The organism is Streptomyces sp. NPDC005878 (assembly GCF_040629815.1).
Taxonomy (GTDB): domain Bacteria; phylum Actinomycetota; class Actinomycetes; order Streptomycetales; family Streptomycetaceae; genus Streptomyces.
Map to the genome: position 1 here is coordinate 70,328 of NZ_JBEXWK010000004.1, position 23,522 is coordinate 93,849.

At 69.5% G+C, this 23,522-nt stretch carries 23 protein-coding genes and 1 pseudogene; 13 read left to right on the plus strand and 11 right to left on the minus strand.

Annotated elements, in window-relative coordinates:
- Nucleotides 1-331: 331 nt before the first annotated feature.
- On the plus strand, nt 332-2,473 hold the full coding sequence (locus ABZ404_RS08820) for a discoidin domain-containing protein (RefSeq protein ID WP_358832258.1): 2,142 nt from the start codon (nt 332-334) through the stop codon (nt 2,471-2,473).
- Nucleotides 2,474-2,606: 133 nt separating this feature from the next.
- A complete protein-coding gene (locus ABZ404_RS08825; protein ID WP_358832259.1) occupies nt 2,607-3,695 on the plus strand; it encodes a DUF1996 domain-containing protein in 1,089 nt (362 codons plus the stop codon).
- Between the two features lie 93 nt (nt 3,696-3,788).
- Here the strand turns inward: ABZ404_RS08825 and ABZ404_RS08830 are convergent, their stop codons facing one another.
- Nucleotides 3,789-4,874, minus strand: coding sequence for a YihY/virulence factor BrkB family protein (locus tag ABZ404_RS08830; protein WP_358832260.1), 1,086 nt, complete (start codon nt 4,872-4,874; stop codon nt 3,789-3,791).
- A 505-nt stretch (nt 4,875-5,379) separates the two neighbouring features.
- On the opposite strand from ABZ404_RS08830, the gene ABZ404_RS08835 reads away from it, so the two are divergent.
- Together ABZ404_RS08835 and ABZ404_RS08840 are read left to right on the plus strand one after the other, a co-directional pair.
- Nucleotides 5,380-6,594: a sensor histidine kinase gene (locus ABZ404_RS08835; protein WP_358832261.1), complete on the plus strand. Its 1,215-nt coding sequence runs from the start codon at nt 5,380-5,382 to the stop codon at nt 6,592-6,594.
- A 28-nt stretch (nt 6,595-6,622) separates the two neighbouring features.
- Complete coding sequence (locus ABZ404_RS08840) at nt 6,623-7,300, plus strand: response regulator transcription factor (protein WP_358832262.1); 678 nt, start codon at nt 6,623-6,625, stop codon at nt 7,298-7,300.
- Nucleotides 7,301-7,388: 88 nt separating this feature from the next.
- On the opposite strand, the gene ABZ404_RS08845 is transcribed toward ABZ404_RS08840, so the two are convergent.
- A complete protein-coding gene (locus ABZ404_RS08845; RefSeq protein WP_358832263.1) occupies nt 7,389-7,835 on the minus strand; it encodes a hypothetical protein in 447 nt (148 codons plus the stop codon).
- A gap of 395 nt (nt 7,836-8,230) precedes the next feature.
- On the opposite strand from ABZ404_RS08845, the gene ABZ404_RS08850 reads away from it, so the two are divergent.
- The 3 genes from ABZ404_RS08850 to ABZ404_RS08860 all read left to right on the plus strand — a co-directional run bounded on the left by ABZ404_RS08850 (nt 8,231) and on the right by ABZ404_RS08860 (nt 10,406).
- Nucleotides 8,231-9,139: a helix-turn-helix domain-containing protein gene (locus ABZ404_RS08850; RefSeq protein WP_358832264.1), complete on the plus strand. Its 909-nt coding sequence runs from the start codon at nt 8,231-8,233 to the stop codon at nt 9,137-9,139.
- Nucleotides 9,136-9,969 carry a DUF2690 domain-containing protein gene (locus ABZ404_RS08855; RefSeq protein WP_358832265.1) on the plus strand — a complete coding sequence of 278 codons (834 nt, stop codon included), beginning with the start codon at nt 9,136-9,138 and terminating at the stop codon, nt 9,967-9,969. The genes ABZ404_RS08850 and ABZ404_RS08855 overlap by 4 nt, the downstream gene beginning before the upstream one ends.
- 233 nt (nt 9,970-10,202) lie before the next feature.
- Nucleotides 10,203-10,406 (plus strand): hypothetical protein, encoded by a 204-nt coding sequence (locus ABZ404_RS08860; protein ID WP_358832266.1) that lies wholly within the window; start codon nt 10,203-10,205, stop codon nt 10,404-10,406.
- 121 nt (nt 10,407-10,527) lie between these two features.
- Here the strand turns inward: ABZ404_RS08860 and ABZ404_RS08865 are convergent, their stop codons facing one another.
- Nucleotides 10,528-11,451 carry a DUF4349 domain-containing protein gene (locus tag ABZ404_RS08865; RefSeq protein ID WP_358990288.1) on the minus strand — a complete coding sequence of 308 codons (924 nt, stop codon included), beginning with the start codon at nt 11,449-11,451 and terminating at the stop codon, nt 10,528-10,530.
- Between the two features lie 164 nt (nt 11,452-11,615).
- Between ABZ404_RS08865 and ABZ404_RS08870 the strand changes: the two genes are divergently transcribed.
- From ABZ404_RS08870 to ABZ404_RS08880, 3 genes are all read left to right on the plus strand, one after another.
- Nucleotides 11,616-12,299 carry a response regulator transcription factor gene (locus ABZ404_RS08870; RefSeq protein ID WP_358832268.1) on the plus strand — a complete coding sequence of 228 codons (684 nt, stop codon included), beginning with the start codon at nt 11,616-11,618 and terminating at the stop codon, nt 12,297-12,299.
- Nucleotides 12,296-13,453, plus strand: coding sequence for a HAMP domain-containing sensor histidine kinase (locus ABZ404_RS08875; protein ID WP_358832269.1), 1,158 nt, complete (start codon nt 12,296-12,298; stop codon nt 13,451-13,453). The genes ABZ404_RS08870 and ABZ404_RS08875 overlap by 4 nt, the downstream gene beginning before the upstream one ends.
- Nucleotides 13,454-13,697: 244 nt before the next feature.
- Nucleotides 13,698-14,078 carry a hypothetical protein gene (locus ABZ404_RS08880; protein ID WP_358832270.1) on the plus strand — a complete coding sequence of 127 codons (381 nt, stop codon included), beginning with the start codon at nt 13,698-13,700 and terminating at the stop codon, nt 14,076-14,078.
- A 91-nt stretch (nt 14,079-14,169) separates the two neighbouring features.
- Here ABZ404_RS08880 and ABZ404_RS08885 read toward each other — a convergent pair whose 3' ends face one another.
- The gene (locus ABZ404_RS08885; protein ID WP_358832271.1) at nt 14,170-14,832 is read right to left on the minus strand and encodes a deoxynucleoside kinase; all 663 of its coding nucleotides are present in this window, start codon (nt 14,830-14,832) and stop codon (nt 14,170-14,172) included.
- A gap of 296 nt (nt 14,833-15,128) precedes the next feature.
- Here ABZ404_RS08885 and ABZ404_RS08890 point away from each other — a divergent pair, with 296 nt between their 5' ends.
- The gene (locus ABZ404_RS08890) at nt 15,129-15,566 is read left to right on the plus strand and encodes a glutaredoxin domain-containing protein (protein ID WP_358832272.1); all 438 of its coding nucleotides are present in this window, start codon (nt 15,129-15,131) and stop codon (nt 15,564-15,566) included.
- Between the two features lie 138 nt (nt 15,567-15,704).
- Entirely contained in the window at nt 15,705-16,037 is a 333-nt protein-coding gene (locus ABZ404_RS08895; RefSeq protein WP_358832273.1) for a hypothetical protein, read from the plus strand.
- Nucleotides 16,038-16,157: 120 nt separating this feature from the next.
- On the opposite strand, the gene ABZ404_RS08900 is transcribed toward ABZ404_RS08895, so the two are convergent.
- The 7 genes and pseudogenes from ABZ404_RS08900 to ABZ404_RS08930 form a co-directional block, all read right to left on the minus strand.
- Nucleotides 16,158-17,447 (minus strand): wax ester/triacylglycerol synthase domain-containing protein, encoded by a 1,290-nt coding sequence (locus ABZ404_RS08900; protein WP_358990291.1) that lies wholly within the window; start codon nt 17,445-17,447, stop codon nt 16,158-16,160.
- Between the two features lie 104 nt (nt 17,448-17,551).
- A complete protein-coding gene (locus ABZ404_RS08905; protein ID WP_358832275.1) occupies nt 17,552-18,757 on the minus strand; it encodes a beta-ketoacyl-[acyl-carrier-protein] synthase family protein in 1,206 nt (401 codons plus the stop codon).
- Nucleotides 18,754-19,029: a phosphopantetheine-binding protein gene (locus ABZ404_RS08910; RefSeq protein WP_358832276.1), complete on the minus strand. Its 276-nt coding sequence runs from the start codon at nt 19,027-19,029 to the stop codon at nt 18,754-18,756. The genes ABZ404_RS08905 and ABZ404_RS08910 overlap by 4 nt, the downstream gene beginning before the upstream one ends.
- A gap of 206 nt (nt 19,030-19,235) precedes the next feature.
- A complete protein-coding gene (locus tag ABZ404_RS08915) occupies nt 19,236-19,940 on the minus strand; it encodes a hypothetical protein (protein WP_358832286.1) in 705 nt (234 codons plus the stop codon).
- Nucleotides 19,941-20,078: 138 nt separating this feature from the next.
- A pseudogene (locus ABZ404_RS08920) lies at nt 20,079-20,750 on the minus strand (wax ester/triacylglycerol synthase domain-containing protein); the annotation flags it as partial.
- Complete coding sequence (locus ABZ404_RS08925) at nt 20,704-20,967, minus strand: acyl carrier protein (protein ID WP_358832277.1); 264 nt, start codon at nt 20,965-20,967, stop codon at nt 20,704-20,706. The gene ABZ404_RS08925 and the pseudogene ABZ404_RS08920, both read right to left, overlap by 47 nt.
- A gap of 179 nt (nt 20,968-21,146) precedes the next feature.
- Nucleotides 21,147-22,283 carry an ABC transporter permease gene (locus ABZ404_RS08930; RefSeq protein ID WP_358832278.1) on the minus strand — a complete coding sequence of 379 codons (1,137 nt, stop codon included), beginning with the start codon at nt 22,281-22,283 and terminating at the stop codon, nt 21,147-21,149.
- Between the two features lie 336 nt (nt 22,284-22,619).
- On the opposite strand from ABZ404_RS08930, the gene ABZ404_RS08935 reads away from it, so the two are divergent.
- A complete protein-coding gene (locus tag ABZ404_RS08935) occupies nt 22,620-23,453 on the plus strand; it encodes a PIG-L family deacetylase (protein WP_358832279.1) in 834 nt (277 codons plus the stop codon).
- Nucleotides 23,454-23,522: the final 69 nt, after the last annotated feature.

Sequence of the window (23,522 nt, forward strand, 5' to 3'; positions counted from 1 at the left end):
GAAAGTGTGCCCACCTTCTTGACCGATGCATGACCGGCGGGCATGGTTCCGGAGAGCGCTCTCCCACCTCCTTCTCTCCCTTCAACTTGCGGCCCGAGGAGGCGAGTTCGCGCCGCGCGCCCCACAGGACCGTGGCCAGCCCGCCCCCGGACCACGCCTGGCCCAGCACGCTGTTCACGACCGTTCCACCACCGAGCGGCCACGCATCCCACCCCCACTCACGGAGCCGCCAGCCGGCAGTCCCAGACCTCACATCTGCTACCAGGCGACTACCGGGCGACCCGATCCGTCAGGAGCAACCGTGCTCAGACCCTCGTCCCCACTCCCCCGCGTGCGCGGTGCCGGGACCACCCTCCTCGCACTCGGCGCACTCCTCGCCTCCTCCCTCACCGTCGCCCTCGCGCCGAGCGCGCACGCGACTGACACCCTCCTCTCCCAGGGCCGACCCGCCACGGCCTCATCGCAGGAAGGGGACAGCTACTCGGCCACCGCAGCGGTGGACGGCAACCTGACCAGCACCCGGTGGGCCAGCCAGTGGAGCGACCAGCAGTGGCTCCAGGTCGATCTGGGGCAGCAGGCCGACCTCCGTCGCACCGTCCTGACCTGGGAGAGCGCCTACGGCAAGGACTACGCGATCCAGGCGTCCGACAACGGCACCGACTGGCACACCCTGAAGACCGTGACCGGCGGCGACGGCGGCACCGACGACCTCACCGTGTCAGGCACCGGCCGCTACGTCCGTATGCAGGGCATCGCCCGCTCCGGCGGCTACGGGTACTCGCTGTGGGAGATGCAGGTCTACGGCTCCCCCGGCGGCTCCACCCCGCCCGCCACGGGGGCCGTCAAGGTCGAGGGCGGCCAGGGCAGTTGGCGGCTGACCGTGGGCGGACAGCCCTATACCGTCAAGGGGGTCACCTGGGGCCCCGCTGTCTCCGACGGCCCGGCCTACTTGCCGGGTGTCAGGGCGATGGGCGCCAACACCATCCGCACCTGGGGCACCGACGCGTCCAGCAGGGCCCTCCTGGACGCGGCCACGGCCAACGGCATCCACGTGATCAACGGCTTCTGGCTCCAACCGGGCGGCGGGCCGGGCTCGGGTGGCTGCGTCAATTACGTGACCGACACCGCGTACAAGAACAACGCGCTCACCGAGTTCGCCAAGTGGGTGGACGCCTACAGGAGTCATCCCGCGACGCTGATGTGGAACGTCGGCAACGAGTCGGTCCTCGGCCTCCAGAACTGCTACAGCGGCAGCGAGCTCGAAGCGCAGCGCAACGCCTACACCAGCTTCGTCAACGACGTCGCCAAGAGGGTACACAGCCTCGACCCCGACCACCCGGTCACCTCCACCGACGCGTGGACCGGCGCCTGGCCCTACTACAAGCGCAACGCCCCCGACCTCGACCTGTACGCGATGAACTCGTACAGCAATGTGTGCAAGGTCCGCCAGGACTGGATCGACGGGGGGTATACCAAGCCCTACATCATCACCGAGACCGGTCCGGCCGGTGAGTGGGAGGTGCCCGACGACGTCAACGGTGTTCCCGACGAGCCGACGGACACGCAGAAGGCGGACGGGTACACCAAGGCCTGGAGCTGTGTGACGGGCCATCAGGGTGTTGCCCTGGGCGCCACCCTCTTCCACTACGGCACCGAGCACGACTTCGGCGGCGTCTGGTTCAACCTGGTACCCGGTGGGCTGAAGCGGCTGTCGTACTACGCTGTGAAGCGGGCGTACACCGGCTCCACGGCCGCGGACAACACCCCGCCGGTCCTCAGCGACATGACGGTCTCCCCCGCCTCCTCCGCGCCCGCAGGCGGCGAGTTCACCGTGCACACCGACGTCCGTGACCCCGACGGCGACCCGATCACGTACAAGGTCTTCCTCAGCGGCAACTACGCCACCGGCGACAAGAGCCTCGTCCCGGCGCAGTGGCGCTCCACCGGCAACGGGAACTTCACCGTCACCGCCCCGCAGAAGCTCGGCGTGTGGAAGGTGTACGTCCAGGCCGAGGACGGGCACGGCAACGCGGGCATCGAGGCCAAGTCCGTCAGGGTCGTCGCCCCGCCGGTGAACGGCACCAACGTGGCGCTGAACCGGCCCGCGACCGCCTCCTCCTCCCAACAGTCCTACGGCGACTGCCCCTGCCCGCCGGCGCTCGCTGTCGACGGCCGCGCCGACACCCGCTGGGCGAGCGACTGGAGCGACCCGCAGTGGTTCCAGGTCGACCTCGGTGCCTCGAAGGCCCTGCGCAGGCTGCAACTGGTGTGGGACCCCGCCTTCGCCAAGTCCTACGAGGTGCGGGTCTCGGACGACGGGACCACCTGGCGGTCGGTGTACTTCACGGCCGCCGGTGACGGAGACGTCGACACCGTCGACCTCCCGGTCACCGCACGTTACGTGCGTCTTCAGCTGACGGCACGCGGCACCGGCTGGGGCTACTCTCTCCACGAGCTGGGGATCTACAGCTGACCGCTGTGCCTCTCAAGACGTAGCACACCCCGTAAAACGGGTGTCGCCGCCACCGCACTACCGATCACACCACCCGCGTGACACGTACGCGTGTGCGCGGGCCCTCTTCCCACCCCCACGGGCAGGAGATCCCATGAGATCGCGTCCGAAACGACTCCCCGCGCTCCTCGTCGGCGCCGCCCTCCTCACCAGTGCCGTCGGCATCGGCACGGTCGCCTCCGCCGCCACCGACGGCCGAGGCGAGACGGTGGCCGTGACGGCGGTCGCCCCCGCCGGGCACACGATGGCCGTGTCCACCCAGGCGTCCGGCGACGACCCGGACGGCGACGGCTACATACCTGCCGTTCCGCAGGTCACCGGCGTCGTCCCGTCCACGGCCACACCGCCCACGCGATACTTCCACGAGTTCCAGGCCAACTGCTCGGTCACCCACACCGCCCCGGACGACCCGATCGTCTACCCGGGCCGGCCGGGCAAGTCCCACGACCACACCTTCATGGGCAACACCTCGACGAACGCGGGCAGCACGACCGCATCCCTCTACGGCGGCGGCACCACCTGCAAGGCTCCGGCCGACGCCTCCGCGTACTGGATGCCCTCGCTGTACAAGGGCGACCAGAAGATCCTTCCCGTCGGCCCGCAGACCATCTACTACAAAACGGGCGTCACCGACTACACCAGCGTGCGCCCCTTCCCCAAGGGGCTGCGGTTCGTGGTGGGTGACCCCATGCAGAGCGCCGACGCGTTCCGTCACCACCGCGGTTTCGTCGAAGGGTGGGAATGCGGCGACAGCTACTTCAACGTCGACTTCCCGGCGAGCTGTCCGAACCGGCCCGACGTGCAGCTCAACATCCGCTTCCAGGCTCCCAGTTGCTGGGACGGCAAGTACCTCGACACCCCCGACCACAAGAGCCACATGGCCTACCCGGTCGTCAAGCCCGGCACCAACGACAACATGTGTCCCGCCGACCATCCGGTCGCGGTGCCGATGATCGAGTTCAAGATGGCCTTCCCGGTCAACGGCGACATGAGCCAGGTGCGTCTGGCGAGCGGCCGCGGATACTCCTTCCACTACGACTTCTTCAACGCCTGGGAGGACCGCACACTCAAGGCGCTGGTCGACCACTGCGTCGTGGGCGGCCTTCAGTGCGACGCCCGCGGATACGACCAGACTCATCCGGAGGCGGGCGCGACCCTCACCACGGACTACCGGCTGCCCTGACCGGCGTTACGGCCCGGGCCCTTTCCGCCCACGTCCGGCGGGAAGGGCCCGAGGCGAGCGAAGGGGTGCGTGCGCGACGCACGACTCTCCGGTTCAGGCGTCATCCGCCGGGCGGCGGCCGTCGTCGCCGAGCCGGCGCAGATCCTCCTCGTCCCACTTCCGTGTGTCGCGCGGCTCGGTGTAGGGCTCCTGGTGCGGTGGCAGGCCACCGGCGATCGCCCGCTGCCGTACGATCTCGGCGTCGAACTCCAGGCCGAGCAGGATCGCCAGGTTGCTGATCCACAGCCAGATGAGGAAGACGATGACACCGGCCATGGTGCCGTACGTCTTGTTGTACGAGGAGAAGTGGGCGACGTACAACGCGAAACCGGCCGAGGCGATCATCCAGATGACCAGGGCGAGGAAGCTGCCCGGGGTGATCCACCGGAATCCCTTCACCTTGGCGTTCGGAGCGGCCCAGTACAGCAGCGCGATCATGGTCGTGACCAGCAGGACCAGGACGGGCCACTTGGCGATCGACCACACCGTCAGCGCGGTGTCACCGATTCCCAGGGCCGTGCCGGCCCGGCGGGCCAGTGTGCCGGTGAAGACCACGATCAGGGCGCTGACGACCGCGAGCACCATCAGGGCCACCGTCAGCCCGACCCGTACGGGAAGGATCTTCCACACCGGGCGGCCCTCCGGCATGTCGTACACGCGGTTGGACGCGCGGATGAAGGCGGCCACATACCCCGAGGCCGACCACACCGCCAGGACGATACCGACGACCGCCATGACCGATCCGAGACCGGTGTTGTTCTGCAACTGCGTGACGGCCCCGGTGATGATGTCGCGGGCGGAGCCCGGAGTGAACTGCCGGAGGTTGTCCAGCACACTGTCGGTCGTGGATTTGCCGGTGAGGCCGAACAGCGACACCAGCACCAGCAACGCCGGGAACAGCGACAACAGGCCGTAGTACGTCAGGGCCGCGGCCCGGTCCGTCAGCTCGTCGTCCTTGAACTCCCGCAGGCTGCCCTTGAGCGCTGCCCCCCACGCCGCCTTCGGCAACTGCGTGGGTGTATCCGGTGCGCGCCGCTCCACCCCGGGCCCGGGGCCGGCCTCCTCGGGAGGCGGGACCCCGCGTTCCGCTGCCTCGTCGGTTCCGTGGTGTTCTTTGCGTCTCAGAAGATGCAGGTTCATGCCCGGCGAGTACCCCTGCGCGACCATTGCATCAGGACACCGAGGTACCGGTTTCCACGGGCTTCCCGCCGCTGGTGGCCGGAGCCGTAGCGTGTTCAGCCCGTCACGGACCGTCGAGGCGCGATTGGGGGCCGCTGAGGCCGCCCACGGCACAAGAATTCGGCGCGCCGACTGGTCGCGCTCATTCACGACCGCCTGGATGCCGTATTCGCCCGTTGCGGTTCTTGGCCTTGACCGCTTGAGCGGTCCGGAGAGGCCGTGCCGGGCCGGGGCGGCTGTCCTGTTCTCGATCTTCACGGAGAGGGAAGCCGGGGGCGGACATCACGTTGTTTCCCGACAGGGGGAACGCCGGTGTTTCCCGGGAGCGGGCTCCCCGGACAACAGAGCTGACCTTTCGCGTGCACCCACCGGCTCAGTGGCACGTCGGCACTGCGCTGCTCGGTGGAGCTGAAGCGTCAACCCTGGGGTTGACGACACCGGTTACGGCCGAAGGTAGCGTCGAGCGATGCGCACGAGGTTCGCGATGCCCGGTGGCACCTGGCCAGTCCGTCGTCGGCAGCAGATGTTCGACGTCGCGCTCGCCGGCGTGATCGCCGTGAGTGGCTGCGTCGCCGGGCACGAATACCACCCCGACGGCTGGGCCCTGTTCGACGGTCGCGCCTATCTGCTCAGCTGCCTGGTGGCCCTTCCCATCATCTGGCGACGGACGGCCCCGATGGCCACCGTGGCTGCCGCCTGCATGACGTACTCCCTGTACCTGGCTCTCGGATACCAGCCGTCGGTGAACTGGTGGGCACCGATGATCGCCCTGGTCAGCCTCACCGCGCGGCGGTCCCTGCGGACCTCGGCCCTGGGCGCCGTACTCACCGCCGGCGCCGTGCTGCACAGCGGCATCGCCGGTCATCTCTCCGTCCTCATGGCCGCCGCCCAGGCCCTACTCATCTCCCTCGTCGCGGTGTTCCTGGGCCGTACCCAGCGGCTGCTGGCCGAACGCAACCGCGAACTCAGGCGGCTCACCGAGCAGTTGCGGAGAGAACAGCGGGAACGGGCCCGGCGGGCCGTCGTCGACGAACGCATGCGCATCGCGCGGGAGCTGCACGACGTGGTCGCCCACCACATGTCGGTGATCACCGTCCAGGCCGGACTCGCCGGATATGTCTTCGCCACTGAGCCCGAGACCGCCCGTACCGCATTGGACAACATCGCGGGAGCGGGCCGTGAGGCGCTGGCGGACCTGCGCAGGCTCCTGTCCGTGCTCCGGGTCGACATCGACGAGGACGACGTCCCCGACCCGCAGCAGACCTGGGGACCCGCGCTCAGCAGACTCGACGAACTGGCCGAACGTGTCAGAGCGGCCGGCGTCGACGTGGCGGTCCACACCGAAGGACACCCCAGCCCACTGCCTCCCGGGCTGGAGATGTGCGCCTACCGGATCGTGCAGGAGGCACTCACCAATGTCGTCAAGCACGCGGGCCCGACCCGGGCCGAGATCACGGTCAGCCATCTGCCGAACGAACTGCGTGTCACCGTGCGGGACGACGGTGGCAGCGCGGATCCGGCCACCTCCCCTCACGGATCGGGACACGGCCTGATCGGCATGCGCGAGAGGGCAAAGGCCTACGGAGGTACGCTGGTTGCCGGAGCGCGGCGCGCAGGGGGATTCGAGGTCCGGCTCATCCTGCCGACCAACGCCGGGCATCCGGCAACGGAGACTGCTTGACCGCGGTGGACATCAGGGGGAGCCCGCTGTGACCAGAGTTCTGGTGGTCGATGACCAAGACCTCATCAGGGCGGGTCTGGCGGCCATCCTGCGCGCCACCCCCGGCTTCACCTCCGTCTGGGAGACCGCGGACGGCGAAACGGCCGTGACCCTGGCGATGGAGCACCGCCCCGACGTGATCCTGATGGACATCCGCCTGCCGGGCATCAACGGCATCACGACGACCGAGCGCATCCTGGCCCAGTACACCTCACCCACCCCCAAGATCATCGTCCTGACGACCTTCGACACGGACGAGTACGTTTACGGTGCCCTGCGCGCCGGAGCGTGCGGCTTCCTCCTCAAGGACATCCCCCCGGCTCGCCTCATCGCCGCCATCTCCACGATCCGCTCCGGCGACATGCTCTTCGCCCCCTCCGTCACGCGCCGCCTGATCGAGGCCTACGCACCGCAGCCGAGCGAGACGGCCCACCGGCCCGAGAGCCTGCACCAGCTCACCGCGCGCGAGACGGAAGTACTGCGGCTTGTCGGCCAAGGGCTGGCCAACGACGAGATCGCCCAGGAGCTGTACGTGAGCGAGGCGACCGTCAAGACCCATATCAACCGCACCATGGCCAAGCTCGATCTGCGCAGCCGCGCTCAAGCCGTCGTCACCGCCTATGAAACCGGCCTCGTCGTCCCGCGCGGCACGCGCGGCACGCGCTAGGAGCGGAGCCCCACCCGGCACCCGGCACCCCGCCTCCGGCGCCCGGCACCCGGCACCCGGCACCCGGTGGCCCATGCCGGCCGCCCTCTCAGCCGGTCGTCGTCCAGTCGTGCCACGGGCCGCCGGAGAGGCAGTTCTGCCAGGAGTGGCAGCCCTGGTCGACGTAGACGACGATGCAACGGCGTGGATCACCGGCGCCGTTCGGGCCCAGCATGTTGTCCGCGCGGCCGTTGCCCGGCATCTCCTTCCAGCCGCCCGCAACCTTCCCGGCGTGCCGGATGGTCCGGTCCGGCGCGATGACGACGACCTCGTCGCTACAGCCGTCCCCGTCCCAGTCGACGACTCTGGGTGCGGTGCCGGATTCGTAGAAGTCCCGGTAACCCCCGCCCCTGACGGGCCTCCTGCAACTCGCCGCGGACAGGGCGCCCTCTTGGTGCGCGACGGCCGAACTGACCGTCTCGGCCGACAGAGACGTGCCCGTCAGACCTGCCAGAGCCACCGCCATACCGAGAGCGGCCTGTGTGATGACGTGCATCGGCTATCCGTTTCTGTGTGAGCGGACCGGTTTGCGTGGGGGTGAGCGCTACGGTTTTTACGTGGGTGGTCGTCCCGTGCGGATACCGCGGCGAGCCCCAGCAGGACTCGCGGCGGGCGGACCGCGCCATCCGGCGCACATCACAAAGGCTGCTGGCCATTCCGGGGCGGGGCCAGCCAAGCCCGTACCCTTGGGACACCGTGGGACGTCCCAGGCGTTGACCTGCGAGGACGCCCGACAGAACCCGGCACGGCTGGGACGTGTACCCGTGCGGCGACTGGCCGAAAGAGAGGAAATGACACCTTGGCCGGGCGCATGGCATGTGCGCAAGGTGTACCTAGCGGAGAAAACGAAAGGGAAAGCCTCGGGGATCTTTGACACATACGGAGTGCAGCATGCCGCGTTGGCAGGAATTGCCGGATCCGCTTGACCAGAGGGTCCGGCAACTCGTCGTACAGTTACGCAGGTTGAAGGACCGGAGCGGTCTGAGCCTGGCGGCCCTCTCCTCCAAGACCGGATACAGCCGCTCGTCGTGGGAGCGATATCTCAACGGCAAGGCGCTGCCGCCGCGGCACGCGGTGGAGGAGCTGGCTCGGGTCGCGGGGGCGGATCCGGTCCGGCTGCTGGTGCTGCACGAGGTGGCCGAGGAGGCCTGGCAGCAGCCCACCGCACCGCCCTCGTCGCCCGGTACGGAGGAAGCGACCGGGCCGGCAGCAGAGAGCGAAGCTGCCGCCGCCGGCTCAGGCGCGGTCGAAGGCGCTCCGGTGCCGAGGGAGGACCCCAGCGCCCCGGAGGAGCCGCTCTCGGCAGCGCGGCCTCGCGGTGTGCGCAGAGCCGTCGCCGTTGCCGCCGTGGTGGCGGCCGCGCTCTTCGGGCTGGGCGCGGGCATGCTGATCGCCCAGTCCTGGAGCGACGGCGACGGCGGGCGCGACGAGGCGCCGGTGGCAGTGGGCAAGCCCACGCCACGCCCGAGCAGCAACGGCCCCACGACCACCGCGCAGGGACCCGGCCGGTACATCTTCACGCCCGGCAAGTCCTACCCCTGCAAAGTCCATCGGGCGAGCGCGGCGGGCGCGGAACTGGTCGCCGGGTACAGCACCACACGTACCGCCGTCCTCGCCGGCCCCGGCTGGGACGTCGTCGAGGCCCAGTGCCTGCTGAGCTACCGCAAGATGGATCCGGGCATCGTCGACGGCGTCTACGGACAGCAGACCATCGCGGCCGTGATCCGCCTCCAGAAGAGCGCCGGACTGCCGGCGGACGGCGTCGTCGGCCCGCACACCTGGAAGGCGCTGCGGGGATGACCGCTCCCGCACCGGAGTGCGTGGCCCTGGCCGAGGGGCTGCGCGAGATGAGGGCGCGTACGGGCCTGAGCCTGGCCGCTCTGGCCGAACGCACCACGTACAGCAAGTCGTCGTGGGAACGCTATCTCAACGGCAAGGTTCCCGTGCCCCGCCAGGCCATCGAAGCGCTGTGTGCGATGGCGGGAGAGCCCGCCGGGCGCCTGCTCGCGCTCTGGGAGCTGGCGGACGCCGAATGGAGCGGCCGGGCCCGCCAGACCCGCCCCGCTGCCCCATCGACCCCAGGGTCCCCGACAACCCCAACAACCGCAGCGAGCACCACAAATAACGTCGGCCGGACTCGCCGTCCGGGGGTGTTCGTCGTCGGCGCGGCACTGGCCGCAGTGGCCGTCGCCACCATGCTGGCGGCCACGACCGTGCGGGGCCACAGCGCCGGACAACCGGCGGTCCTGACATCCCCCGTCCTGGACCCCGCTCCCGGTTGCCACGGGAAGACGTGTGACGGCAAGGACCCGACCGACATGTTCTGCGGCGCACTGCCCGGCCGCGCCGACTCGCTCGGGGCGCAGCACCTCACCCGGACGGGTACGCGAGTGGAGATCCGGTACAGCCCGGTGTGCGCCGCCGCCTGGGGCCGGCTCTGGCACGCGAAGGTCGGGGACGCGATCGAGATCTCGGCACCCGGCACCCGCACGCAGCGCGTTGTCATCAGCAATCCGGCGGACGCGAGCTCCTATCACTACACCGCGATGGTCGGCGGCCCGGACCGTGCCGGAATACGGCTGTGCTTTACAGCGAAGGACGCGACGGGCCAGGAATGCTTCGGCCCCTGAAGGGGCACCATCCACCGTCCTGACCCCATCAGTGACTACAGCGGGTTTGCGTGACGCCTCTCATGGGACGGGAGACGTGTGGAGGAGACGACCGCGCCCCCGTCGGAACGGGAGAACGAGGCGCGACCACACGTCCGTATCGAGGCGCCACGGCCCTACTTCGCCACCCCGCGTGCGACCGGCGGTGCGCGGGGCTCGGGTGACTCGGCGGCGCCGCGTGCGTTGAACCACGCATGACGACCACGACAATGCGGCGCAGGCCCGTCATCGGCGCGCAGCGCAGCGGCACAACGGTCCCCCTGCCCGAGCTGGAGCCGATCTTCACCGAACTCGTCCGCCGGTGGGAGAGAACCGGTCGTCTCGTGCCCGGCCGCCATGACGAGGAATGGGCGATCCTCACCCGCCCGTATCCCTGGCCGGGGTATCCCCAGCGGTGAGCGGCCCGGACCGGCATGAGGGAGCCCTCAGCGCTCCGACCGGAACGCTGGGGCCCCCTCGTGTTCTGTGGGAGTAGAACGAGCTGTTCAACGAGATCCCGCTGCGACCGTTGCGCGTTCATCAGTCCGGCCCTGCCGCCGTTCCCCGCACGGCTCGCCGGGCCCGTATCACCATCCGCCACACCATGTACGCGGCGACGGCACCCGCTGCGAACGGCGCTGCGGCCCCCAGGGCCATCAACAGCCACCGCATAGCGGTGACGAAGGCGTGCCAGCCGCCCGCGACGGCGTCCAGGACACCTGGTCCGCCGCCGTCGGCCTCCTTGGCGGGCAACGGCGCCGTGAGTCCCATGGTGATCGTGGCGAGATCTGTGCGGTCCTTCAAGGACGCCTGCTGCGCCAGAAGCGCGTCCAAGTCGGCCTGCCGATGACTCAGTTCACCTTCCAGGGCGACGATGTCACTCAGCTTCCCCGCCCCGTCCATCAGCGCGCGTACGCGCGCGACACTCGAACGCTGGGTGGCGATGCGGCTCTCCACATCCACCGCCTGATCGGTGACATCCTGCACCTTGGCCTTGCGGCCGGCCACTTTGCCGACGCCCGACAGGCGCGCGAGGACGCTGTCGTACTTCGCCTCCGGGACCCGCAGCACGACATGCGAGACGACACGACCGCGCGCGTCCCGGTTGGTGGTCTCGTCACCCACATACCCGTCCGCCTCATGGACAGCCGCCCGGGCGGCGGCGAGCGCCTGCGCGACGTCGGGCACCACAAGCGTGAGTTCGGCGGTGCGGATCACCTGAGGGGCCTGCGACACCGACGGTTTGACGTACGACTTGCGGGACCCGGTATCCCCGGGCCGCGACGCAGGACCGCCGACCGCGCCTCCTTGCGTCGCAACAGTGGCATTCCTCCCTCCCTCGTCTTCCGATTTCGCGTCAGCGGAGCCACCCGCGCTGCAACCGGCAAGAGCCAGTGAAGCAGCCAGAAGAACGGACCCCACCGTCGCGACCGGCCGGTGCCAGACCCTCTGTCGTACCTGCATGTCGACTCCACGGGGGAAGATTGGGCGGCCTATGTACTCGCTGGACGGACCGTGCGGCGAAGTGAAGAGGATGTTTCCAGGACCCCGCTGAGGGGGTCCTGAAGCTTCCTGAGGATCCTTCAGGAACCGTCGAGCGCCGCGTGGAATACGGCATCGTGGAAGCCATGCGGATACTGGTGGTGGAAGACGACCGGCGACTGGCCGAGTTACTGCGCCGGGGACTCTCCGGGGACGGATTCGCCGTTGATGTGGCCCCTGACGGGCTGAGCGGGCTGGAGTTGGCCCTCACGAGTGAGTACGACGTGATCGTGCTCGATGTCCTGCTACCCGGCCTCAACGGCTTCCGGCTCTGCGCCCGACTACGGGAGGCCGGCGTATGGACCCCCGTGCTGATGCTCACCGCGAAGGACGGCGAGTACGACGAGGCCGAAGGGCTGGACACCGGCGCGGACGACTACGTCACCAAGCCCTTCTCCTACGTCGCCCTCGTCGCCCGGCTGCGCGCCCTGATCAGGCGCGGGCAGCGTGAACGCCCGGCCGCCATCGACATCGGCGATCTCCATATCGACCCCGCGGCCCGCCGCTGCAAGCGTGGAGAACACGATCTCGGCCTCACCGCACGGGAGTTCGCGGTCCTGGAATACCTCGCCCGCCGCCATGGCGAGACCGTCACCAAGACCGAGGTCCTCGAACACGTGTGGGACCAGGCGTTCGACGGTGACGTCAATATCGTCGAGGTGTACGTATGCGCCCTCCGCCGCAAGATCGACGCCCCGTTCGGCCGCCACACCATCCACACCGTTCGCGGCGTCGGCTACCGCGTCGAGCAGGACAGGACCACGGCATGACGGGTCCCCTCGTGTCGCGCCTGCTCCACCCCACCAGCGCACGCGCCCGCCTGACCCGGCGAGCCGCCACGATCGCCGCCCTCGGCACCCTCGCGGTGCTGTCGATGCTCGCCGTACTGCTCGCCACGGGCAACACCGTCAGCAGTGACATGGGCGGAACGGGAGCCACGGACCCGGGGACGGTGAAGTTGTGCCGACGCCTGGGGCTGGTTCCCCCCGACAGCGCACAGCCGGATCCCACCCTGTCCGGGTGGGTGTGGCTGACCGCCCTCGCCGGGGTGACCGCGGTCGTCGCGGTGACGTCCTGGTTCGTCCTCGGCAGCGTGCTGCGGCCCGTGGAGGCTGCCCGCAACCGCTTCGCCCAGCTCGCCCAGCTCCCCCCGGATGCTTCCCGCCGCCGCGTTCCCCTGCCCCGGCACGGCGACGAGATCGCCGGCCTCGTCCAGACGATGAACACCGGCCTCGGCCACCTCCAGGCCACCGTCGAGCAGCAACGCAGGTTCGTCGCCGACGCCTCCCACGAACTGCGCAGCCCCCTCGCGGCCCTCCAGGCCGAACTCGAGATCGCCCTGACCCGCCCCGACCGCGCCGACTGGCCCGAGGTGGTGCGCGCCGCGCTGGGCGACACCCGCCGCCTTCAGCGCCTCACCGAGGACCTGCTGCTCCTGGCCCGGCTCGACCTCGACAAGCCCGGCGGGCGTCACCGTATGGAGATCGTGGACCTGACCGACCTGGTCCGGGAGGAAGCCGCCCGCCACCGTCCCGCCCCGAACCTCGCGCTCCACCTGGAGGTCCCGGAGGCCTCCCTCCCGGTCCGCGGCCACCCCGCCCTGCTCGCCCAGGTCCTCGGCAACCTCCTCGACAACGCCGAGCGCCATGCGACCAACAGCATCACCGTCCGTCTGAGGCACGAGCCCGAAGAGCGACAGGCCGTCCTGGAGGTCCTGGACGACGGCCCGGGCATACCGCCCGCCGACCACGCCCGCGTGTTCGAACGCTTCACCCGCCTCGACTCCGCCCGCACCCGTCAGACCGGCGGCACCGGCCTCGGCCTCGCCATCGCCCGACGCATCACCACGCTCCACCACGGCACGCTCACCGTCACACCCACCGACCGCGGAGCCCGCCTCACCGCTCGCCTCCCCGCCGACTAGCTCGCGCCCTACGGGCTGAACCTGAGGGAGACCTTGAGTGTCTCCACTTCTGCATGCCATGGGGGCAGGACGGGCAAATCAGGCATCCTGTCACAGAAAGACCTCCTGCGGCGGAGCGCTGAGCACCGCGTCCAGACGGCGCAGGGTGGTGCGCGTTTTCGCTAAGGTGCCTGCTCGACGAAGCCAGGGAAGACCGAGCTCGGGCGCGGTGCGCCCGGACCCGCCGCATGAGGGAGAGAGGCGCATGGACGACGCGATCGAGACCGTGCTGGAGAAGGCGCTGGCGATCGAGGGCGCCACCGGGGTGGCCGTGGTCGACTTCCACCAGCGCCGCGTCCTGGGCTCCCTGGACAGGGGTAGCGGCCTTGACATGGACAAGGTCGCCTACGGCGACAGCGACGTCATGCGCGCCAAGCTCTACACCCTGGAACTCCTCGGCTACGCACCCGACAGCGTCGAGGACATCCTCATCACTCTCCGGAGTGAACTTCACATGATCCGGCCCCTCCCCCGACTGCGTGAGGACGGACTCTTCATCTACCTCGTCCTCCACCGCGACCAGACGCCGCCCCTGGACGACATCCGTCGGCAGCTGCACGCCCTGGAACCTCTGCTGGAGCTTTAGCCACCCGTATGCGGGCGTACATATGTGCACCCCTGCACACGGGGTGGCTACGGCGGGCTCGGCCGCGCGGACCGGAGCGGACTGGAGCAGCTCAGACGCGCGTCCTGGCCGCGGCCAGGGCTTCCCTGACCTCTCGCACCACGCGGGCGGCGTCCTCGTGGTTGTTCACCACGTCGGTGTTGTTCATGTCGATGACCAGGACGTCGCTGGCCGCGTAGTGCTGGTGCACCCAGTCGTCGTACCCGGACCACAGCGTCCGGTAGTACTCGACGAGGTGCTCGTCCTGCTCGAAATCGCGGCCTCGCAGCCCGATGCGGCGCAATACCGTCTCGAAGTCGGCCTTGAGATAGACCATGAGATCGGGTGCCTTGCGGTACGGCAGGCCCTCGATTTCGCGCATCATCTCGGCGAGCAGCCCCTCGTACACCTGCATTTCGAGGGAGCTGATCCGGCCCAGATCGTGATTGACCTTCGCGAAATACCAGTCCTCGTAAATGGACCGGTCCAGGACGTTGTCGCCCTGCTTGTACGCCTCCTTGATCGACGCGAATCGCGTCTGGAGGAAGTAGAGCTGAAGGAGGAAGGGGTAGCGCTTGGCCTGGATCTCCTCGGGGCTCGCCGTGTAGAACAGCGGAAGGATCGGATTGTCTTCCACACTCTCGTAGAAGACGTTGCTGCCCAGCTCCTTGGCGAGCAGCTCGGCAACGCTCGTCTTGCCGATCCCGATCATGCCTCCGACGCAGATCACTGCCATACCTCACTTCTCCCCGGGGGGTCCTCTGCCCGCGGGCGGATGCGCTGGGCGGCCCACGTCACCCAGAGACATGCCGACGGGGGCCCACTCATTCTCTCGCCATGATCATGCTCAGCCGAACGCGGTCCCCGTCCAAGCCGAGGCGCCGACGCCGGCTGCGGTCCCGCACCGGTCGAGGACCAACCATTTCGGAGGGGTCACGCCCACGCGAAGAGCCCATCCCCTCTATGGCTGCCCTGAAGCATAAACGGCTCTCCGCGCAGCGGCCGCCAGAGCAGTGGGTAGCCTTCATCCTCATGACCCGCGTTTGGATCTTGCCGGTGCTCCTGCTGCTCTGCGGCTCCCTCGTCGCGACCAGGCTGATCTTCAGCGGGTCGCCCGGCGCCGCCGCGGGACTCCTCCTCGTGTTCGCGCTGCTCGCCGGGGTGAACTCGCCTCTGGTCTTCCCCACGTCGATCGACGCGCCGGAAGCACAGCGCCGCAGCCTGGCCGATGGCCGACCGGTCGTCTACTGGCGGCCGGGCTGCGCGTACTGTCTGCGCCTGCGCATCCGCTTGGGCTCCCGGGCCCGTCGGCTGCACTGGGTCAACATCTGGCGTGACCCCGCCGGGGCGGCCGTGGTGAGAGCAGCCAACGACGGCAATGAGACCGTACCCACCGTCGTCGTCGCGGGCCGACCACACACCAACCCCGATCCCGCTTGGGTGCGCGAACAACTCTCCCGTCACATGTGAGGGAGCAGAGCGAAGTCGGCCGGGAAGCCGATGGTGGAGCGTTCTCGGTGCGCCCAGACGTATCCGCGCGAGGACGGGGTAGGGCACGGGAACGAGACGGCGTGAGGCGTCGCCGCGACCGCAGGAGGAGGAGAGCCGATGACGTACCAACAGCCCTTGCCCGAACCCGAGTCGGCGGTGGAGGGACCCACCGAGGCCGAGCACGCGGGGCGGGCGGCGGTACGTCGCCAGGCCCAGGGGATGACCCATCATGAGGCGGCCAAGGCGTTCCACCGGCTGGCCGCGCGTCCGGACAGCCCGGCGCCGGAGGACATCGGGGACCCGTCGGCCCAGCCGGACGGCGGGCGCCGGGCCGCCGAACTCGCCGAGTGGGAACGCATCGTGGACCAACTGGCCGTCCACGCGGGCACCTACGACGTCGAGCTGGACCCCTACGTACAGGGTGAACGCGCCGCTTCCGGCGAATCGTAGGGGCGGCGCCCAAACGCAGCACGGGGCGCCGTCGTCTGCATATGGCCACGGCGTGACGCGCTGCTCTGATCCGCCACCCTCTCCCCTCGCCCTCCCCCGCGCGAGGTGATCCGGCTGCGGTCAGGGCGCACTTTCTCGCACGTAGGCGGGCGCAGGCTCCGGTGTCGCCATGGTTGTCAGTTCCTGCGCCACCGCGTCGGCGATCAGCCTGGAGGCGTCCGGGCGGAGGTGGCTCACCACGGTGAGCATGTAGGCGTCAGCGGTCTGGACGAGGGTGAGGTTCGCCGTTCCGGGTGAGGAGACCGCCGGCAGGGGGACGATGCCCGTCAGGCGGCGACTGTGCAGGTGGCACGGGTTGTCACGCCATTTGAACGCCGTACACACCGCTGTGGTGACATCGGGCCGAACCATGCGTTTAGCCAGCGCTGTCGTCAGCCACGGCATCGCCCGTACCAGCCCGTCGACGAAGGGAAGTACCACCGTGTGGGCCCGGCGACGGTGGGGCAGCGCCGCCATGAGGCGTTGGCACGCGTGCAGGCGTCCGGCTGGGGAGTCGATGCCGACAGGCAGCCGGACACGGATGGCGGTGATGAAGTTGCCGAGTCTCTGCGCCTCGTGCCGACTCCGTAGGTCCACGGGGACCGTCGCGTAGAGAGCGACAGGCCCTTGGGGCCACGACGTGGAGGCGGTGCTGTAGCAGGCGGGGAGAGCGCCCGCCACGGCGCCGAGGAGCAGTTCGTTCAGGGTTGCTCCGCGTCCGTCGGCCGGGCGGCGGCGGGCGGAGCGCATCACGTCCGGGTCCAGTCGGGCGACAGCGACGGAGGGACGGAGGTCTCCGGGGGCCACCGGCAAGGACTGGCCCAACACGTTGTTGTCACGGAACTCCCTGAACAGCGCGGCGGGGCGTGCGCGCTGGCGCGGGACCTCGGGGAGTCTCGCCAACGGCCCGCTTCGGGCGAGCGGGGAGTCGTCCATCAGCAGACGCAGGAGAGTCTCCAGGGAACTGCCGTCGAGGAGCGCGTGGTGGGCCAGCAGAACCAGGGCGTGTTCGCGGGGGGAAGCGGATTTCGGGAGCAGGAGCTGCCACAGGGGCCGGTCGGTCGGCAGCCGTTGGCTGACTGCCGCGGTCAGGAGCGGCTGGAGTTCCTGTTCGGACGCGGTGACATGGAACGCGGGGTCGAACGGTTCCCCCGTAGCCCAACGGTGGCTCGCCAGGGCGGCCGGCCCACGGGGAGGCAGCAGAAGCTGACGCATCCGCTCCAGGTCTCCCCAACGCTCACTGACGCGTGCCTGGAGCCCGGCCAGGTCGAAGGGGTCTCCGGTGAACACCGCGGCAACGCCGATCGTCCCGGGCAACCCACTGCGCACATAGGCTTCGTCGACCCCGGACAGCCCCGACGTCCTTGACACCCCTGACACCCATGACACTCGTGACAGCCGTGATGGCCTTGACAGTCCCGACAGCCCCATGGTGTACGCCCCTTCTCGCTCTCTATCGACGTGGAGCTGCTCGGTCAGCGCTGGGCCGAGTCGAAGACGACGCAGGCGTTGTGTCCTCCGAAACCGAAACTGTTGCTGATCGCCGGGCCTGCGGAGAGCTTGCGGGGCTGGACGACCACGTCCAGCTCGCACTGGGGGTCCAGCCGCGCGAGATGGGCGGTGGGAGGCACGAGTCCCTCGTGCAGCGACAGAGCGGTGATCACGGCTTCCAGCGCTCCCGCTGCCCCGATGGCGTGCCCGGTGACCGACTTGGAGGCGGTCACCGGTACGGCGGCCGGGCCGAACACGGCGGTGATGGCGCGCGCTTCTGCCGCGTCGTTGAGGAGAGTGCCGGTGCCGTGCGCGTTGACGTGGGTGACGGCCTCGGCAGTGGTGCCGGCGTCGGCGAGTGCCTGCTCCATGCACGCTCTCGCACCGGCGCCATCGGGATGCGGTGCCGTGATGTGGTAGGCGTCGGACGTGCACCCGTACCCGACGAGCGTGGCGTAGATCCGCGCGTTGCGGAGGAGGGCGTGGTCCAGTCGTTCGAGCACCAGGAAAGCGGCCGCCTCGGCGAGGAGGAAGCCCTGCCGGTCCGCGTCGAACGGCCGTGAGGCACGGGCCGGATCCTCGCAGTCGGTGACCATCGCGCCCGACCGTCCGAAGGAAAGGGCGGTCGTCGCCGTCAGCGGGCTGTCGTGACCTCCGGCCACGACGACGTCGGCGCGCCCGGCGCGGATCAACTGGAGCGCTTCACCCACTGCGTACGTACCCGAGGCACACGCCATGGCGAAGGTCAGGGTGGGGCCGGTGACGCCGCATTTGGCGCTGATCCAGTGCGCGGCGGCATTGGACATCAGCCGGGTCGGATAGAGCACATCGGGCCGGCCGAGACCCTGCTCCTGGCTGATCAGTCCGCCATAGCCGGTGCCGGTGACGACCGCCCTGCGCCCCGCGGGCGGGTGCAGGCCTCCGGCGTCCGTGACCGCGTCCATGGCGGCACAGACCGCCATCTGCACGGTCCGGTCCGTACGGCGCACCTCCTTCGCCGCGAGGTAGCCCTCGGGCGTGAACCCGGGCATGGGGCATGCGGGATAGACGACGGTTCCCTCGTCGTCGAAGGCGTGCATCGTGGCCGAGGAGCGGCCGTGCAGCAGGTTCTGCCACAGTTCGCTCGGCGTCGATCCGGCGGCGCAGCGCACTCCCAGGCCCGTGACCGCGACCGCGTCCTTGGGCGTCATCGAACCACCGCGCCGGAGACGGATCGGGTGCGCTGCTCGATGATGAGAGCGGCGACGTCGCCGACGGTGGACACCGCAGCCGGTTCGGCGCCTCTGAGAGAAACGCCGAAACGCTCCTCCGCGGCGACTTGCAGTTCGTTGACGTCCAGGCTGTCGGCTCCCAGGTCCGCGACGAGCCGGGCGTCCGGGAGTACCGACTCCAGGGGGACGGCCATGATGTGCGCGCAGAGGACGCGCAACTCGGCCCATACGTCCGCGTGTTCTGCTTCCACGGTGCTTTTCTCTCTTCTGGTGGCGTCACGCACAGCCACTGGCCCCCTCAGCACCGTTCGGCATCTGCGCGGATCGTCGTCACAGAAGGAACGAGATGAGGAGCGGGAAGTTACGAGTCGGTGCTCGCGGCGGGCCAACTAATGGGTTGTGCCCACCAGTTCGGCTTCGTCATGACCGGTCGTGTCCGGTCGTCAGCACCTGTCTGTCAGCCTGTGGTCTGGTATGGCGTGCCGGTCATGCGTGTCGGCACGCTGAGGGTCGGCTTGCCCATGTGGGCGAGGGACGCCAGTTCGCGCACAAAGGCGTCCGCCAGTGGCTGGGCGTAACCCGTAGGAGTGTGACCGACCACGCAGAGGGTGAAAACACCCGCGCAGTCCGTCAGGACCAGATTGACCCTCCCCCGCCCCTGTGCCGACGACAGGGGAATCACGCGTTCCATCAGTGCGCTCCCCAGGGTCCACGCACCCCGGCGCCATTTGATGGCCGTACACAACACAGGATTCCAGCTGGGCGAATTGGCTCGCTGGGAGAGCCGGCGCACCGCCCAGGATCCCAGACGGGCGGCGGCGCGGATCGCACGCACCGACTTCTCCGCGCCACGCCCGAAGACCGAGGCCGCCAGCAGGGCGCGGCATACCCGCAGCCGTTCCTGCGGGCCATCGGTCGCCACGGGCAGCGGTACGCGCACCACGGAGACGATGTTGCCCAGCACCTCGGCCTCCTGCGGGGTGCGCAGGTCGACGGAGAGCACTGCGTACAGCGGGTGGCGGGCTCCGGGCCAGGCGGCCGGATCGCCGTGGACAGCCCGCAGGGCGCCCGCGGACACTGCCATCAGCACCTCGTTGAGGGTGGCACCGAGGCCGGGGAGGGCCCGTCGGGCAGCGCGTACCGTGTCGGCGTCCAGGTCCACCCAGGCCAGGTCCCTCGTCGGGCACGGCGCTTCGGAGGGCAGCGGGAGAGCCTGCCCCGGACTCAACAGACGCGGCAACCGGTAGGTGCCCGCCGCTGCCTTATTGGCCGTCAGCGCGTCTCTCAGATGGGTTACTTGACGCTTTCGAGCGAGCGGTCCGGCGTCGCTGACCCTGCCTGGGCGACCGGATCCGCCGTCGAGGAGCCTACTCAGCAGGGATTCGAAGGAGCGTCCGTCAATGAGGGCGTGATGGGCGGACAGGACGAGGGCGAATCGCGCATCCCCGTGGGGGTGCGGCTCCAGGCGGACAAGCCGCAACCACCAGGGCGGCAACCCCTCTGGCACGGGCCGGGAGACCAGTCGGCCGAGGAGGTCCGTGAAGGCTGCGTCATCCAGGCCCTCACTTCCGCACTGCCCTTCGGCGTGGGCATCGAGGACATGGGTGCGTACGTCGAAGTCATCGAGCGGTAACCAGCGATGCCCACGCAGCCCGCCGTGTCGGGCGGGTCGCAGCAGCGTCCGGTGCAGCAACGGAATGCCGCCCCACCGCTCGGCCACACGGTCACGCAGCTCGTCCAGGCGCGGTGGCTCCCCCGTGAACAGGACGGCCATTCCGCTGGGAGCCTCGGGGACCGGTCCCGTACCGCAGAGGAATTCCTCGACCGGAGACAGGGGGATGCTGTTTCTCATGCGTAGGCTGCTCGCATTTCGCGTACTGGGCGGGGGCCGGGCCTGCCGGGGCGTGGAACCGCCCCGCGCACACTCACGGCACCGGAACCTCGGCGTCGGCGGCGGCACCGGAAGAGGCATCGATGACCGCGGCGATCTGGCCCACTGTCGTGTCCAGCGTGATCTGACTCTCGTGGAACCGCAGACCGGTCCGCTCCTCCAGGGCGACGGCGAACAGAACCTGCGCCAGGGAGTCCAGGTCCACGTCCTCCATGGTGGCGTCGGGCGACAAATCGCCCTCCACGCACTGGAATTCGTTCACCAGAACGCTGACCACAGTGCCGTATCCCTTGCCCATCACTTCTCCTGGTGGCGTGAATCAAGCTCGCTACTGTCCCCGTAACGTCCCATATTCACGACACGGCTCTCCCATGACCGTCACTCAGGGGTATTTCACCTGGATGAGGGAGGGGGGTGCGGCCGGCGCAGGGCACTCACGTTCATAGAACGGACATACGAGTGCGCCTCGCCCGCCGATCAGGCCGCGGCCGCGGCTCCGTGCTCCGGTGCGTGGCGGTCGGGGTCGCGGTCGCGGCCGCCGGGGTGGCGGTGGCGCCAGAACCAGAAGATCCCGCACGACAGCAGGGACCACCCCGCCAGGACGAGGTAAGGGAAAGCGTGCTGGGCGTCGGCGAAGTACACCGCGGTGTGCTGGGCGTTCACCGACGCTCCGGGCGGCAGCCACCGCCCGACATGCCCGAAGACGGACGGCAGCAGCGGCCAGGACACCGCGCCTCCGGAGGAGGGATTACCGAGCAGCACCATGAGCCCCCAGGTCGGCAGCATGGCCCAGCGGCCGATCAGGGTGTTGAACATCGTGAAGACCATCCCCGAGGTGAACATCGTGAACGCGAGGATCAACCAGGACTGGACGAACGGCAGGCGTACCGCGCCGAGTCCCCAGTCGACCACCGCGGCGATGGCGAATCCGCCGAGCAGGGAGTACGCCATCGTGAAGGCGATGCGTTCCAGTGGGTTCAGTGCGCGCGCGTGCACGCTCAGCTGGATGGATCCGACGAATCCCAGTACGACGGCGGCCAGGGAGATGTAGAACAGGGCGAGGCCGCGCGGGTCGCCCCGCTGGAGCGGCTTGACATCGGTGATCGTCATGGGTACGCCGAGAGACTTGGCCACCTGGGGCGCGGTCTGCGTGAGCACCTGCGCCACAGAGGCGCCGGCCGCGCCCGCGACGTGCAGGCGCACCCCGTCCGGCCGTACGTCGATGATCGCGAAGACGCTCTGGTCCTCCATGGCCTGCCGGGCGGCGTGCTCGTCCGCGTACCGGCGCGGCGCGAGCGAGGTGTTGAGGGCCCGGTCCATCCCGGCCACGAACCTCTTCGCCACGACCGAGTCGGCCGGTGCGACCAGTGCGCTGGGGATGTGGTGCGGGGTGGGGTTGGCCATGGAGTACGTGTACGAGCCGGCGAACAGTCCCGCTGCGGCGGCCAGGATGAAGACCAGCACGGTCGCCGGCAGGAACGGCGAGTCCTTGAACTCCGTCCAGGCCCGGCCGGCCGCCCCGCGCCCTCCGGCGGGCGCGGCGTGCTTGCCATGCCCGCCGGACGGTTCCTCCTGCTCGGCCCTGCGGCCGGTGTCCTCTTCTTCCATGGGCATGTGCGACCGCTCCGTGACCGGGGACGTTGTCTGCGCCGTCTACCCCGCCCGGCCTCCCCGATCACGGGGCCTTCGGCATGTCACCCCGACGGCGTACCCATGACCGAGCACTGTTCATGTGTCCAGCGGGAACAACGAGGACTGCCGCCGCTGTTACACCGGCCATGACCGGCGCCGCGCGGCGTGGAACACGATGAGCGGCAGGCCGTCCTGGCATGGTGCGGGTCCACGGGGTCGCGGCACACCGGCCATCCGACAATTCGACAGTGAGGGGCGGTCGCTCACGCGCCCGCCACCGCCTCGGACCGAGACCTTTCCCTGCTGGAGGACAGTTTCATGAACAACCGGCCCTTGACACTCATGGCCGTGCACGCCCACCCGGACGACGAGGCCACGGGAACGGGCGGTGTCCTCGCGCGGTACGCGGCGGAGGGCGTTCGGACGGTCCTGGTGACCTGTACCGACGGCGGTTGCGGTGACGGCCCCGGAGGCGTCAAGCCGGGCGATCCCGGACACGACCCCGCGGCCGTCGTCTCGATGCGTCAGCAGGAACTCGAGGCCAGCTGCGAGATCCTGAAGATCAGTCACCTGGAGACGCTGGACTACGCCGACTCGGGGATGATGGGCTGGTCCACCAACGACGCCCCCGGCTCCTTCTGGCAGACACCCGTCGAGGAGGGCGCCGCACGGCTCGCGGAGCTCATGCGACGCTATGAGCCCGATGTGGTCGTCACGTACGACGAGAACGGTTTCTACGGCCACCCCGACCACATCCAGGCCAATCGCATCACGATGGCGGCCCTGAAGATGACCGGGCTGACTCCGAAGGTGTACTGGACGACGGCGCCCCGCTCGATGATGCAGCGGTTCGGCGAGGTCATGCGCGAGTTCGGTACGGAGGGTCAGGAACCGGACCCCGCCGAGGCCGCCGCGCTGGCCGAGATCGGGCTTCCCGACGAGGAGATCACCACCTGGGTGGACACCACCGCGTTCGGCGGCCAGAAGTTCGAGGCGCTGGCGGCGCACGCCAGCCAGGGCGAGAACATCTTCTTCCTCAAGATGGGCCAGGAGAGGTTCACCGACTTGATGGGCGTGGAGACCTTCGTACGCGTCCAGGACACCACCGACGCGCCCGTACCCGAGAACGACCTCTTCGCCGGGCTGCGCTGATCCGATCCGCTCGCCCTACCGGGGTGAGTCCCTGCCTGGAGAGTCAGGGCCCGCACCTGCGGGAATAGC

Coding starts and splice junctions, on each gene's coding strand:
- ABZ404_RS08845 (WP_358832263.1), bottom strand. CDS start 7,835: ATGCACGTCATCACACAGGCCGCTCTCGGTATGGCGGTGGCTCTGGCA.
- ABZ404_RS08930 (WP_358832278.1), bottom strand. CDS start 22,283: ATGCCCATGGAAGAAGAGGACACCGGCCGCAGGGCCGAGCAGGAGGAA.
- ABZ404_RS08855 (WP_358832265.1), top strand. CDS start 9,136: ATGACCGCTCCCGCACCGGAGTGCGTGGCCCTGGCCGAGGGGCTGCGC.
- ABZ404_RS08830 (WP_358832260.1), bottom strand. CDS start 4,874: ATGAACCTGCATCTTCTGAGACGCAAAGAACACCACGGAACCGACGAG.
- ABZ404_RS08875 (WP_358832269.1), top strand. CDS start 12,296: ATGACGGGTCCCCTCGTGTCGCGCCTGCTCCACCCCACCAGCGCACGC.
- ABZ404_RS08885 (WP_358832271.1), bottom strand. CDS start 14,832: ATGGCAGTGATCTGCGTCGGAGGCATGATCGGGATCGGCAAGACGAGC.
- ABZ404_RS08895 (WP_358832273.1), top strand. CDS start 15,705: ATGACGTACCAACAGCCCTTGCCCGAACCCGAGTCGGCGGTGGAGGGA.
- ABZ404_RS08925 (WP_358832277.1), bottom strand. CDS start 20,967: ATGGGCAAGGGATACGGCACTGTGGTCAGCGTTCTGGTGAACGAATTC.
- ABZ404_RS08825 (WP_358832259.1), top strand. CDS start 2,607: ATGAGATCGCGTCCGAAACGACTCCCCGCGCTCCTCGTCGGCGCCGCC.
- ABZ404_RS08870 (WP_358832268.1), top strand. CDS start 11,616: ATGCGGATACTGGTGGTGGAAGACGACCGGCGACTGGCCGAGTTACTG.
- ABZ404_RS08835 (WP_358832261.1), top strand. CDS start 5,380: ATGCGCACGAGGTTCGCGATGCCCGGTGGCACCTGGCCAGTCCGTCGT.
- ABZ404_RS08850 (WP_358832264.1), top strand. CDS start 8,231: ATGCCGCGTTGGCAGGAATTGCCGGATCCGCTTGACCAGAGGGTCCGG.
- ABZ404_RS08880 (WP_358832270.1), top strand. CDS start 13,698: ATGGACGACGCGATCGAGACCGTGCTGGAGAAGGCGCTGGCGATCGAG.
- ABZ404_RS08860 (WP_358832266.1), top strand. CDS start 10,203: ATGACGACCACGACAATGCGGCGCAGGCCCGTCATCGGCGCGCAGCGC.
- ABZ404_RS08890 (WP_358832272.1), top strand. CDS start 15,129: ATGACCCGCGTTTGGATCTTGCCGGTGCTCCTGCTGCTCTGCGGCTCC.
- ABZ404_RS08905 (WP_358832275.1), bottom strand. CDS start 18,757: ATGACGCCCAAGGACGCGGTCGCGGTCACGGGCCTGGGAGTGCGCTGC.
- ABZ404_RS08935 (WP_358832279.1), top strand. CDS start 22,620: ATGAACAACCGGCCCTTGACACTCATGGCCGTGCACGCCCACCCGGAC.
- ABZ404_RS08865 (WP_358990288.1), bottom strand. CDS start 11,451: ATGCAGGTACGACAGAGGGTCTGGCACCGGCCGGTCGCGACGGTGGGG.